Source organism: Lysobacter korlensis (assembly GCF_042434515.1).
Map to the genome: position 1 here is coordinate 119,712 of NZ_JBHLTG010000006.1, position 12,880 is coordinate 132,591.

The window sequence follows — 12,880 nt, forward strand, 5'->3', positions numbered from 1 at the left end:
CAAACCCCCACCGGTTCCAGCGGTCGCCGGGAAACCGGCTCGGCGGACAGCGCCTCAGGCCTTGCCGCGACCCACCTGGAAGATGGTGCGGCCGGGAGGCGGTGACGGGACGGCGGTGGCGTCGGTGACGACCGGTGCCCCGGCGATCCAGTCCCGCAGCTCACGCCCGAACACGATCCGTGAGGGGTGCGGACCCGCGGCGAGCAGGCGCGGCATCCACTCGAGCGGAAGCTCGCTCGGTGACGCGATGACCACGAAGTTGCCGTAGCGGCGTCCCTTCAGCACCTGCGCCTCCGCCAGGACCGCCACATGCGGCAGTGCGAACTCGAGGGTCGCGGCTTGGCTTCGGGCGAAGGACATCCCCGGCCCGTCCGCGACATTCACCGCGACCAGCCCATCGGGCTTCAGCAGCCGGATGACCTCGGTGTAGAACTCGATGCTCGTCACGTGCCCGGGCGTCCGGGCGCCGCTGAAGATGTCGACCACCACGAGGTCCGCGCTGCCCAGCAGTCCAGCCGGAAGCCGTCCCGCGACCTCACGCGCGTCGCCGTAGCGGATGCGGATCGAGGCGTCCTTCGGCAGCGGCAGGTGTTCGCGCACGAAGTCGACGAGGTCACGTTCCAGCTCCACCACCTGCTGCCGGCTGCCCGGGCGGGTGGCCTCGATGTAGCGGGGGAGGGTGAACGCACCCGCCCCGAAGTGCACCGCGGTGATCGGCTCACCCGCCGGCCGCAGCTGGTCGATCACGTGCCCGATGCGTCGCACGTATTCGAAGTACAGCTCGGTGGGCTCCTCCGGATGCACGTGCGACTGCGGCGTGCCGTCGACGATGAGCCGGTAGCTGCCCGGGTACCAGCGATCTTCTTCGAGAACCGCGCGGAGGCCGCTGAGGTTCAGCTCGATCGACACCGGCTCGGACACCCTCCGATCCTCCCATGCGCGCGCCGGCGTGGAGCCGGGCGATCTCGCTCTGCCACGCCGGACCGAGGTGCGCCGGACCCTGCTCGAGCGACACAATATGAGCGGGATCGGGAGCAGCATGAACAGCAGCCGGAACATCCGCACCATCACGAGGACCGCAGTCGCGGTGAGCGCCCTGCTCCTGGCGGGCGTCACGCTCTCCGGCTGCTCCGCGCTCCAAGACCTTCTCAGGGCGGAGCCGGAGGCGGTCCGCGACGAGAGCGGACGGGTCGTCGAGGGCGGTGAGAACGACGTCTTCAGCATCGAGGTGGGTGACTGCGTCACCCAGGATGTCTCGGCAGAGGCGGAGGAGGTCTCCGCTGTGCCCGTCGTCCCATGCAGCGAGCCGCACGATCTGGAGGTCTACGCGGAGTTCACGATCGACGGAGAGGAATACCCGGGGGACGAGCAGGCGGACACCCTCGCCACCGAGGGCTGCCTCGCCGAGTTCGGGGAGTTCGTCGGGTTGTCGTACGAGCAGTCGGCCCTCGACTACACCTTCTACCGCCCGACCGAGGAGAGCTGGAACGAGGCGGACGACCGGCTGGTGTCCTGCCTCGTCGGCGACCCGGCCGGTCAGGTCTCCGAATCGCTGAAGGGCGCCGCCCGCTGACCGGCACTCGAGCGCGGTCACGGCGGGAGATGCGAACTCCGGGCGGGAGTCGTTTCCCCGGCCGGGAGGGCTGGGCTTCAGCCATGACGTAAGAAGCCGGGCAGGGAATGGAGCGGGGGAACCGCCGGTTTATACCGGAGAACCAAACTCAGGTCAAGGAAGCGGTGGACATAGTGCCGCAGATTTGACTATGATTGACCTTTGCGCTCCCAGACTCCCTTCCCGTCATATAGAGGACGGTTGGCGCGCCCCGAGAATAGCGGCGGGGCAGATCTCGACAGAGATTCTGGTGGGTAACTCTTACCAATCCTTGAATCCTTGGCCCCACCGGGCCTTTCGGAGGTTGTTTCCTTGGCTGCTGCGCCCAACGCATCCACCAACAAGTCCCCCAAGAACGGCCGCGAAGCAAAGCGGCTCTCGTTCGCAAAAATCACAGACACCCTGACGGTTCCGGATCTGCTCGCATTGCAGACCGAGAGCTTCGACTGGCTCGTCGGCAACGAGGCGTGGAAGGCCCGGCTCGCCGAGGCCGCGACCGCCGGCACGGTCAAGACCGGCCTCGAGGAGATCTTCGAGGAGATCAGCCCCATCGAGGACCTGGGCGAGACCATGCAGCTCTCGTTCACGAGCCCCGAGCTCGAGGAGCCCAAGTACTCCATCGACGAGTGCAAGGAGCGTGGCAAGACCTACGCGGCACCGCTCTACGTCAACGCCGAGTTCATGAACCACATGACCGGTGAGATCAAGACGCAGACCGTCTTCATGGGCGACTTCCCGCTGATGACCGAGAAGGGCACCTTCATCATCAACGGCACCGAGCGTGTCGTGGTGTCCCAGCTCGTCCGCAGCCCCGGCGTCTACTTCGAGGCCGCGCAGGAGAAGACCTCCGACAAGGACATCTACTCCGCCCGCATCATCCCGAGCCGCGGCGCGTGGCTCGAGTTCGAGATCGACAAGCGCGACCAGGTCGGCGTCCGCATCGACCGGAAGCGCAAGCAGTCCGTCACGGTCTTCCTGAAGGCCCTCGGCCTCACCAGCGAGGAGATCCTCTCGGAGTTCCAGGGCTTCGCGTCGATCGAGGCGACCCTCGAGAAGGACGCCATCCTCACCAAGGAGGAGGCGCTCAAGGACATCTACCGCAAGCTCCGCCCGGGCGAGCAGGTCGCCGCGGAGGCCGCGCGCGCGCTCCTCGACAACTTCTACTTCAACCCCAAGCGCTACGACCTCGCGAAGGTCGGCCGCTACAAGGTCAACCGCAAGCTCGGCATCGACGCGGACATCAAGGACTCGGTGCTCAGCACCCAGGACATCCTCGCGACGATCAAGTACTTGGTGGCACTGCACGCCGGTCAGAAGACCCTGAACGGTGTCCGCGACGGCAAGCCGGTCGAGATCCGTCTCGACGTGGACGACATCGACCACTTCGGCAACCGCCGCATCCGCGCGGTCGGCGAGCTCATCCAGAACCAGGTTCGCACCGGACTCTCCCGCATGGAGCGCGTCGTGCGCGAGCGGATGACCACGCAGGACATCGAGGCGATCACCCCGCAGACCCTGATCAACGTGCGCCCCGTCGTCGCCGCGATCAAGGAGTTCTTCGGGACCAGCCAGCTGTCGCAGTTCATGGACCAGAACAACCCGCTCGCGGGTCTGACCCACAAGCGCCGCCTTTCGGCGCTCGGCCCCGGCGGTCTCTCCCGTGAGCGCGCCGGCGTCGAGGTCCGCGACGTGCACCCCAGCCACTACGGCCGCATGTGCCCGATCGAGACCCCGGAAGGCCCGAACATCGGCCTCATCGGCTCACTCGCGTCGTTCGCCCGGATCAACTCGTTCGGCTTCATCGAGACCCCGTACCGCAAGGTCGTCGACGGCAAGGTCACCGACCAGATCGACTACCTCACCGCCAGCGAGGAGGACGAGTACCTCGTCGCACAGGCGAACGCACCACTCACCAAGGACTTCCGCTTCGCGGAGCCCAAGGTGCTCGTCCGCCCCAAGGGCGGCGAGGTGGAGCTCGTCGACGCCGAGCGCGTGCACTACATGGACGTCTCCCCGCGCCAGATGGTGTCGGTCGCGACCTCGCTGATCCCGTTCCTCGAGCACGACGACGCGAACCGCGCCCTCATGGGTGCGAACATGCAGCGCCAGGCCGTGCCGCTGCTGCGGAGCGAGAGCCCCGTGGTCGGCACCGGCATGGAGGGCTACGCGGCGATCGACGCCGGTGACGTGATCACCGCCACGGCGGCGGGTGTGGTCTCCGAGGTCTCCGCCGACGTCGTCCACGTGATGCTCGACGAGGGCGGCACGCAGGAGTACTACCTCCGCAAGTTCGACCGCTCCAACCAGGGCACCAGCTACAACCACCGCGTCATCGTTCACGCCGGTGAGCGCGTCGAGGTCGGCCAGGTTCTCGCCGACGGACCCGCCACCGAGAACGGCGAGCTCGCGCTCGGCAAGAACCTGCTCGTCGCGTTCATGCCGTGGGAGGGTCACAACTTCGAAGACGCGATCATCCTCAGCCAGAACCTGGTGAAGGATGACGTGCTCTCCTCGATCCACATCGAGGAGTACGAGGTCGACGCCCGCGACACGAAGCTCGGCAAGGAGGAGATCACCCGTGATCTCCCGAACGTCAGCCCGGAGCTGCTCGCCGACCTCGACGAGCGCGGCATCATCCGCATCGGCGCCGAGGTCCGCCCCGGCGACATCCTGGTCGGCAAGGTCACCCCGAAGGGCGAGACCGAGCTGTCGGCCGAGGAGCGCCTGCTGCGGGCGATCTTCAACGAGAAGAGCCGCGAGGTGCGCGACACGTCGCTGAAGGTTCCGCACGGTGAAGAGGGCACCATCATCGGTGTCAAGGTCTTCGACGCGCAGGACGGCGACGACGAGCTCGGCTCCGGTGTGAACCAGCGCGTCGTGGTGTTCATCGCCCAGAAGCGCAAGATCACCGAGGGCGACAAGCTCGCCGGTCGTCACGGCAACAAGGGCGTCATCGCGAAGATTCTCCCCGTCGAGGACATGCCGTTCCTTGAGGACGGGACCCCGGTGGACGTCATCCTCAACCCGCTCGGCATCCCCGGCCGCATGAACTTCGGCCAGGTGCTGGAGACCCACCTCGGATGGGTCGCCAAGCAGGGCTGGAAGGTCGACGGGGCGCCTGCGTGGGCGAAGACCCTTCCACAGGACGCCTTCGAGGCCGCTCCCGGCACGAAGCTCGCGACCCCGGTGTTCGACGGTGCGCTCGAGGAGGAGATCTCGGGTCTGCTCGACTCGACGCTCCCGAACCGCGACGGCGTGCGTCTCATCGACTCGACCGGCAAGACGCGGCTGTTCGACGGCCGCTCCGGTGAGCCGTTCCCGGACCCGGTGTCGGTCGGCTACATGTACATCCTGAAGTTGCACCACCTGGTGGACGACAAGATCCACGCCCGCTCGACCGGTCCGTACTCGATGATCACCCAGCAGCCGCTCGGTGGTAAGGCGCAGTTCGGCGGTCAGCGGTTCGGTGAGATGGAGGTGTGGGCGCTCGAGGCATACGGCGCCGCCTATGCCCTCCAGGAGCTGCTCACGATCAAGTCCGACGACATCCTCGGCCGCGTGAAGGTCTACGAGGCGATCGTCAAGGGCGAGAACATCCAGGAGCCCGGTATTCCCGAGAGCTTCAAGGTGCTCATCAAGGAGATGCAGTCGCTGTGCCTGAACGTCGAGGTCCTCTCGGCGGACGGCCAGGCGGTCAGCCTCCGCGACACGGACGACGAGGTCTTCCGTGCCGCTGAGGAGCTGGGCATCAACATCTCCACGCGCTTCGAGTCGTCGAGCATCGACGACATCTGATCCGCACCCACTGGGTAATCCGAACAGTTCTTTAGATATACGAAGCTCAGAGAGAAGAACATTGCTCGACGCAACGACATTCGACCAGCTGAAGATCGGCCTGGCGACCGCTGACGACATCCGTCGCTGGTCGCACGGTGAGGTCAAGAAGCCGGAGACGATCAACTACCGCACGCTGAAGCCCGAGAAGGACGGTCTCTTCGGAGAGCAGATTTTCGGGCCGAGCCGTGACTGGGAGTGTGCCTGCGGCAAGTACAAGCGGGTCCGATTCAAGGGAATCGTGTGTGAGCGCTGTGGCGTGGAGGTCACCAAGTCCTCCGTGCGGCGCGAGCGCATGGGCCACATCGAGCTCGCCGCACCGGTCACGCACATCTGGTACTTCAAGGGTGTTCCGAGCCGTCTCGGCTACCTGCTCGACATGGCGCCGAAGGACCTGGAGAAGGTCATCTACTTCGCCGCCTACATGGTGATCTCGGTCGACGAGGACGCCCGTCACGACGACCTGCCGGGTCTCGAGAACGAGGTGCGCCTGGAGATCAAGCAGCTCGAGCAGCAGCGCGACGCGCAGGTCGCCGAGCGTCTGCAGCAGCTGGAGACCGACCTCGCCTCCCTGGAGGAGGAGGGCGCGAAGGCGGACCAGAAGCGCAAGACCAAGGACGCCGCCGAGAAGGAGATGGGGCAGACCCGCAAGTCGTACGACGAGCAGATCGCCCACCTCGAGCGCGTGTGGGACGACTTCCGCAACCTGAAGGTCGGCGACCTGAAGCCCGAGGACAGCGTCTTCCATGAGCTGCAGGACCGCTTCGGCATGTACTTCGAGGCCTACATGGGCGCCGAGGCCATCCAGAAGCGCCTCCTGGCCTTCGACCTGGCCGCGGAGAGCGAGGCACTGCACCTGCAGATCGCCGAGGGCAAGGGCCAGAAGAAGATCCGCGCCATCAAGCGTCTCCGGGTCGTGAACTCGTTCCTGCAGACCGGCTCCACCCCGGCCGCGATGGTGCTCGAGGTCGTCCCCGTGATCCCGCCGGAGCTGCGCCCGATGGTGCAGCTCGACGGTGGCCGCTTCGCGACCAGCGACCTGAACGACCTGTACCGCCGCGTCATCAACCGCAACAACCGTCTTCGTCGTCTGCTCGACCTCGGTGCCCCCGAGATCATCGTGAACAACGAGAAGCGGATGCTGCAGGAGGCCGTCGACGCCCTGTTCGACAACGGCCGCCGCGGCCGCCCGGTCACCGGCACCGGCAACCGCGCCCTGAAGAGCCTCAGCGACATGCTGAAGGGCAAGCAGGGCCGGTTCCGCCAGAACCTGCTCGGAAAGCGCGTCGACTACTCCGGCCGTTCGGTCATCGTCGTCGGTCCGCAGCTGAAGCTGCACCAGTGCGGTCTGCCGAAGCAGATGGCGCTGGAGCTGTTCAAGCCGTTCGTGATCAAGCGCCTCATCGACCTCAGCCACGCGCAGAACATCAAGAGCGCCAAGCGCATGGTCGAGCGCAGCCGTCCGCAGGTGTGGGACGTGCTCGAGGAGATCATCCGCGAGCGCCCCGTGCTGCTGAACCGCGCACCCACCCTGCACCGTCTCGGCATCCAGGCGTTCGAACCGCAGCTCGTTGAGGGCAAGGCCATCCAGCTGCACCCGCTCGTCTGCGCCGCGTTCAACGCGGACTTCGACGGTGACCAGATGGCCGTGCACCTTCCGCTGTCCGTCGAGGCCCAGGCCGAGGCGCGCATCCTGATGCTCGCGTCGAACAACATCCTGAAGCCGTCCGACGGCCGCCCGGTGACCCTGCCCTCGCAGGACATGATCATCGGCCTGCACCACCTGACCACCCTCAAGGAGGGTGCGACCGGTGAGGGCCGCGTGTTCTCGTCCGTCAGCGAGGCGATCATGGCGAAGGACCAGGGCAGCCTGGACCTGAACGCCAAGGTCAAGATCCGCCTGAACGGCGTCTACTTCGGCGAGGAGGAGGTGCCCGAGGGCTTCACCCAGGGCGGATCGCGTCTGATGGAGACCACCCTCGGCCGCGCCCTCTTCAACGAGGCGCTGCCGTCGGACTACCCCTACCAGGAGGTGCTGGCCGACAAGGGCCGGATCTCCGCGATCGTCAACGACCTCGCGGAGCGCTACCCGAAGGTGGAGGTCGCAGCCACGCTCGACCGCGTCAAGGACGCCGGCTTCTACTGGGCCACCCGGTCCGGTGTGACGGTGTCGCTGTCCGACATCGTGACCCCGCCGAACAAGGGTGAGATTCTGTCGGGCTACGAGAAGCAGGCCGCGAAGGTCCAGGGTCAGTTCGAGAAGGGTCTCACCACCGACGCCGAGCGTCGTCAGGAGCTCATCGAGATCTGGAACAAGGCCACCGCCGAGGTCGCCGACGCCATGCAGAAGAACCTGTCCACGGACAACAACATCAACCGCATGGTGTCGTCCGGTGCTCGTGGCAACTGGATGCAGGTGCGGCAGATCGCCGGTATGCGCGGACTCGTGTCGAACCCGAAGGGTGAGATCATCCCGCGTCCGATCGTGCACTCCTACCGTGAGGGCCTGACCGTCGCCGAGTACTTCATCTCGACGCACGGTGCCCGCAAGGGTCTGGCCGACACGGCGCTGCGCACCGCGGACTCCGGGTACCTCACCCGTCGTCTCGTGGACGTCTCGCAGGATGTGATCATCCGCGAGGACGACTGCGGCACCTCGCGCGGTCTCGACCTCACCATCGCCGCCGTCGACGCCTCCGGCACCCTGGTCCGCGACGCCAACGTCGAGAACGCGGTCTACGCCCGCACCCTCGCCGAGGACGTCGTCGACGCTCAGGGGACCGTGCTGGCGAGCCGGAACGACGACGTCGGTGACGTGCTCATCGACAAGCTCGTCGCCGGCGGCATCGAGACGATCAAGGTGCGCTCCGTGCTCACCTGTGAGTCGGCGGTCGGTGTCTGCGCGCACTGCTACGGCCGTTCCCTCGCAACCGGAAACCTCGTCGACATCGGCGAGGCGGTCGGCATCATCGCCGCCCAGTCGATCGGTGAGCCGGGCACGCAGCTGACGATGCGCACCTTCCACACCGGTGGTGTCGCGTCGGCGGATGACATCACGCAGGGTCTTCCTCGCGTGACGGAGCTGTTCGAGGCCCGCACCCCGAAGGGCGCCAGCCCGATCGCGGAGGCGGCCGGCCGGATCACGATCGAGGAGACCGACAAGCAGCGTCGCCTCATCCTGACCCCGGACAACGGCGACGAGCCGCACGTCTACCCGGTGCTGAAGCGTGCCACCCTCCTCGTCGAGGACGGCCAGCACGTCGAGCTCGGGCAGCAGCTGCACGTCGGCAACGTCGACCCGAAGGAGGTGCTGCGCGTCAAGGGTGTCCGTGCCGTGCAGCTGCACCTGGTGGACGGCGTGCAGGGCGTGTACCGCTCGCAGGGTGTGCCCATCCACGACAAGCACATCGAGGTCATCGTCCGGCAGATGCTCCGCAAGGTCACCGTGGTGGACCACGGCGACACGGACCTGCTGCCGGGTGAGCTCGTCGACCGGTCGAAGTACAACGAGATCAACCGGTCGACCCTGACCGAGGGCAAGCGGACCGCATCCGCCCGCCAGGAGGTCATGGGCATCACCAAGGCGTCGCTCGCGACCGAGTCGTGGCTGTCGGCCGCGTCCTTCCAGGAGACCACCCGCGTGCTCACGCAGGCGGCGATGGAGGGCAAGTCCGACCCGCTGATGGGCCTCAAGGAGAACGTCATCATCGGAAAGCTCATCCCGGCCGGAACCGGACTCGCGAAGTACCGCGACGTCAAGGTCGAGGCCACGGAGGAGGCGAAGGCCGAGCGGTACCCCAACCGCATCTTCGCCGACGACTCGATGTTCACCGAGTCGGACCTGAGCTTCGTCGACTTCGACAGCTTCTCCAGCGACGACTACCGCCCGGGCACCTACAGCTAGCAGGTGCTCCGGTACGACGAAAGGCCCCCGCTCCGGCGGGGGCCTTTCTCGTTGGGCGTCACGCACGTTCGCCGGAACGGGAACCTGTTGCGCGGTGGTGCGTCAGGCGTGAGCGATGTCGGAGAGCTTCGCGCGCAGCGGCCAGTCGCTGGAGTCGAGGATCACCTGGGCGGCGCGGCCGTCGTCGGAGTTCACCAGGATGGGGGCGAGCAGGTTCACGACGGGCTCGCCCTCGTCGAGCGTCGCGACGACGAAGACGGATGCCGAGTCGGGCCCGCCGACCGGCGCCACCTGCTCCTCCGTGAACTCGGGAGCGTAGCCCGGCAGATACTGGTCCGGCTCGATCAGGAAGAGCCGCAGGCCGACCTCCGGGTCCGCGCGCATCGCGAAGAGCCCGGGAGCACCCTCGATCGCGTCGAGGGTGAAGTCGCGCAGCGGCGACAGACCGGGAGGCGGCACCTCGAAATGCAGCCGCCGTGCTGAGCCTGTCGAGGGGGCCCGGGAAGGTGCGGCGATCATGCCAGGAACGACATCAGGGTCGGCTGCAGGGCGCGTGAGGTCACCGCGAGGGCAGTCTGGTACGCGATCTCCTGCGACTTCAGGTCGATGATGACGCGGCCGAGGTCCACGTCCTCGATCCCCGCGAGCTGGCTCTCGAGAGACAGGGACTGGTCCATCGTGACGCTCCTCACTCGTTCGAGCTGCGTATAGCGCGAACCTACCAGAGCGTGCTCGCCGAGCACCGTCGTGATCCGGGTGTCGAGCTCGCTGAGCTGGGGTCCGAGGTTGTTCCCGGCGCGGAGGCCCGCCACGGCGTCGGTGATGAGCGCGAACACGGAGTCCGCTCCCTCGCCGAAGATCTTGGCGCCATCGGCGTCCACCTGGATCGTGGACGCGGTGCCCACCCGGCGGTCGACCTTGCTGCCGTCGACGCCGGTGTGGGTGTACGTGGCGTCGAACGCGACCGAGTCGGTGGAGTTGCCGGCGAACACCGGCTGCCCGAGGTACTCGGTGTTCGCCTGCTTGAGCAGCTCGTCGCGGAGGCTCTCGAGCTCCAGCGCAATCGCCTCACGTGCGGGCTGGGAGAGGCTTCCGCTGTTGTTGCCCTGCACGACGAGGTCGCGGGCCTTCTGCAGGATCGACGTCGACGTCTTCAGCGCGGCGTCGATCGTCGTGAGCCATCCTTCACCGTCCGCGATGTTGCGGGCGTACTGCTCGGCGGCGCGCTGCTGCCCGCGCACCTGCATCGCCTCCGACACACCCTGCGGATCGTCGGACGGCTTCGTGAGCCGCTTCTGGCTGGAGGCCTGGTCCTGAAGCCGGCCCAGCTGCGACATCGAGGACTGGAGGTTTCGCTGCGCCGATGCAAGCAGCATCGAGTTCGTCACGCGGCTGATCATTCTGGCTACCTTCCCACCACGCCGGTGCGGTTGATGAGGGTGTCGAGCATCTCATCGATCGCGGTCATCACCCGGGCGGCGCCCTGATAGGCGTGCTGATACGTCAAGAGGAGCGTCGTCTCCTCGTCGAGGTCGACGGAGGACTGTGCGAGCTGCTGGGTCGAGGCGGCGCGGGCCGCACGGTCGGCGAGCTCCAGCTGCTGCCCGGTGGCCCGGGACTCGACGCCGATGCGGACGACGTAGGAGCTCCACACGTCGTCCGGGCCGCCGTCCTTCGTGCCGAGCTGCGAGATCTTGTCGGCGGTGCTGCCCTTGCCCTCGCCGGCGGCGGTGCCACCGGCCGCGATCTGCGTCGCATCGGTGGGCACCACCCGGAGCCCGAGGGCGGCGGGAACGCCGGCCGCGAGCTCGAAGAAGTCGCCGCCGGCGACACCGCCCCCCGTGACACCCGTGGTGTGGACGGCGTTGACCTGGTCGTGCAGGGAAGTGGCGAGGGCGTTGTACGCCGCAGCGGCCTCGGCGATGGCGCCGCCCTTGCCGGTGCCGTCCGCCGGGGCGAGCACGGAGAGCGCGCCGAGCAGCTCGCCGCCGTCAACGGTCACGGCGACGCCCGGCCGGTCGGCCCATTCCAGCTGGACGGGTGCGCCGCCGGCGTCTTCGAGGCGGAGCGCGCCGGTGATCACCACCTCGCGTGCGCGGCCGCTCGAGACCAGAGCGTCGCCGCCGAGCACGATGTCGACGGTGCCGTCGTCGCGGGGGCGGACGGCCGCGCCGGTGAGCGCAGCAAGCTGGGTGGCCTTGAGGTCGCGCTGGTCGAGGAGCTCGTTCGCCGACGAGCCGGAGGCGAGGGCCTGCCGGATCTGCGCGTTCAGCTCGGCGACGTCCGTCGCCAGCGAGTTGACATCCGCCGCGATGGCCTGGGTCTGGCTGCGCATGCCGCTCCACTCGGCCGTCGCGTCGGCGTAGCCCTGCGCGATGTGGGAGGCGAGCAGCGAGCTGCGCTCCAGCAGCACGCCGCCTGCGGCGAAGTCGCCCGGCCGGTTCGAGACATCCTGCCAGCCGGCCCAGAAGTCCTGCAGCGTCGAGGAGAGCCCCGCATCGCTCGGCTCGCGGAGCGCCGTCTCGAGTCGGCCCAGCACCGTGGAGCGGACGCCCCAGTAACCGGTCTCCGCGGCGGTGGTGCGGACCCGGCCGTTCAGCATCTCGTTGCTGAGCCTGTTGATCGCATCGACGCTGACTCCGGCACCCGGCTCCACGCCGGTGCGGAACATCGAGACGCTTCCCGGAGCCGCCACGGCGGAGGTCTCGATCCGCTGCCTCGTGTACCCGGCGGTCGTCGCGTTGGTGATGTTCTGGCCGACGACCTCCATGCCACGTCGCGCGGCCGTGAGGCCGGAGTACGCGGTGTTCAGTCCTCCGAAGGTGCTCATCGGTCCTCAGATGTCGCTGTCGAACAGATGCGACTGCCTGGGGGAAGCGGTCGATCCGCCCTGCGAGTCGTACGTCGAGGGGGAGGGGTAGAGGTTCGTGAGGGTCTCCGAAGTCGACCGGGCGACGCTGCGGAGGTAGCGGAGGTTCGAGTCGCGCACCTCGGCGATCTTGCCGGTGATGTCGGTCAGCTCCTTGAGGTGCGACGTGAAGACGTCGCGCCATGACTCGCTCGGCGCACTCGCGATGATCTCGCGCAGCGTGGCGTCCTCGCTCGTGCCCCAGGCCACGGCGAGCGCGGAGACGGCGACCGCGCGCTCCAGGCCGGTCTGCCGGAGGCGCTCGAGAACCTGCTCGACCTCGCGGGTCGCGAACGGCAACCAGCGAGTGGTGCCGGACGTGAGCAGCAGCTGCTCCTCCTCCAGCTTGAACAGCAGCATTTCGAGCAGTTCCCGTTCGCGCCACAGAATGGCGGAGAGTCCCTGCGGTCCCATGTCGCTCCGCCCTTCGGCCTGGCGGGAACTGGGGGAGAGGTGCCGGCTGTCCCTGCTCGCGGTCATGGTGTTCATCAGCCGCTACTTTCGGCCGATACCCGGATCGCGTTAGGCAGTTCCCTGGGAAACGTCTGCGCTGTCGCCAACTATAGGTCGCGCAAACCGACGCGTGTCGTACGACCCCGTATGGGGGCTGGCCGCATAGATT

Annotated in this window: 8 protein-coding genes; 3 read left to right on the plus strand and 5 right to left on the minus strand. The window is 67.5% G+C overall.

Features of this window, described 5'->3' with window-relative positions:
* Positions 1 to 54: 54 nt before the first annotated feature.
* Positions 55 to 921, minus strand: a complete 867-nt coding sequence (locus ACFFGH_RS22805) for a spermidine synthase (protein ID WP_386672630.1) — start codon at positions 919 to 921, stop codon at positions 55 to 57.
* A gap of 118 nt (positions 922 to 1,039) precedes the next feature.
* On the opposite strand from ACFFGH_RS22805, the gene ACFFGH_RS22810 reads away from it, so the two are divergent.
* From ACFFGH_RS22810 to rpoC, 3 genes are all read left to right on the plus strand, one after another.
* Complete coding sequence (locus ACFFGH_RS22810; RefSeq protein ID WP_386672632.1) at positions 1,040 to 1,573, plus strand: septum formation family protein; 534 nt, start codon at positions 1,040 to 1,042, stop codon at positions 1,571 to 1,573.
* Positions 1,574 to 1,924: 351 nt separating this feature from the next.
* Positions 1,925 to 5,407, plus strand: coding sequence for a DNA-directed RNA polymerase subunit beta (gene rpoB, locus ACFFGH_RS22815; RefSeq protein ID WP_386672634.1), 3,483 nt, complete (start codon positions 1,925 to 1,927; stop codon positions 5,405 to 5,407).
* Positions 5,340 to 9,350: a DNA-directed RNA polymerase subunit beta' gene (rpoC, locus tag ACFFGH_RS22820; protein ID WP_446686167.1), complete on the plus strand. Its 4,011-nt coding sequence runs from the start codon at positions 5,340 to 5,342 to the stop codon at positions 9,348 to 9,350. Before rpoB ends, rpoC begins: the two co-directional genes overlap by 68 nt.
* Before the next feature lie 102 nt (positions 9,351 to 9,452).
* On the opposite strand, the gene ACFFGH_RS22825 is transcribed toward rpoC, so the two are convergent.
* Genes ACFFGH_RS22825 through ACFFGH_RS22840 form a run of 4 tightly spaced genes read right to left on the minus strand, consistent with a single transcriptional unit; the run spans position 9,453 to position 12,747 of the window.
* Entirely contained in the window at positions 9,453 to 9,869 is a 417-nt protein-coding gene (locus ACFFGH_RS22825; RefSeq protein ID WP_386672638.1) for a flagellar assembly protein FliW, read from the minus strand.
* Positions 9,866 to 10,750, minus strand: a complete 885-nt coding sequence (gene flgL, locus ACFFGH_RS22830; RefSeq protein WP_386672640.1) for a flagellar hook-associated protein FlgL — start codon at positions 10,748 to 10,750, stop codon at positions 9,866 to 9,868. The genes ACFFGH_RS22825 and flgL overlap by 4 nt, the downstream gene beginning before the upstream one ends.
* Before the next feature lie 5 nt (positions 10,751 to 10,755).
* Positions 10,756 to 12,180 (minus strand): flagellar hook-associated protein FlgK, encoded by a 1,425-nt coding sequence (gene flgK / locus ACFFGH_RS22835; protein ID WP_386672642.1) that lies wholly within the window; start codon positions 12,178 to 12,180, stop codon positions 10,756 to 10,758.
* A gap of 6 nt (positions 12,181 to 12,186) precedes the next feature.
* Positions 12,187 to 12,747 (minus strand): flagellar protein FlgN, encoded by a 561-nt coding sequence (locus tag ACFFGH_RS22840; RefSeq protein WP_386672644.1) that lies wholly within the window; start codon positions 12,745 to 12,747, stop codon positions 12,187 to 12,189.
* Between the last annotated feature and the right edge of the window lie 133 nt (positions 12,748 to 12,880).

What these genes read in the sequence shown, in the direction of transcription:
- ACFFGH_RS22810 (WP_386672632.1), top strand. Translation starts at nt 1,040, where the DNA reads ATGAACAGCAGCCGGAACATCCGCACCATCACGAGGACCGCAGTCGCG.
- ACFFGH_RS22825 (WP_386672638.1), bottom strand. Translation starts at nt 9,869, where the DNA reads ATGATCGCCGCACCTTCCCGGGCCCCCTCGACAGGCTCAGCACGGCGG.
- flgL (WP_386672640.1), bottom strand. Translation starts at nt 10,750, where the DNA reads ATGATCAGCCGCGTGACGAACTCGATGCTGCTTGCATCGGCGCAGCGA.
- flgK (WP_386672642.1), bottom strand. Translation starts at nt 12,180, where the DNA reads ATGAGCACCTTCGGAGGACTGAACACCGCGTACTCCGGCCTCACGGCC.
- ACFFGH_RS22840 (WP_386672644.1), bottom strand. Translation starts at nt 12,747, where the DNA reads ATGAACACCATGACCGCGAGCAGGGACAGCCGGCACCTCTCCCCCAGT.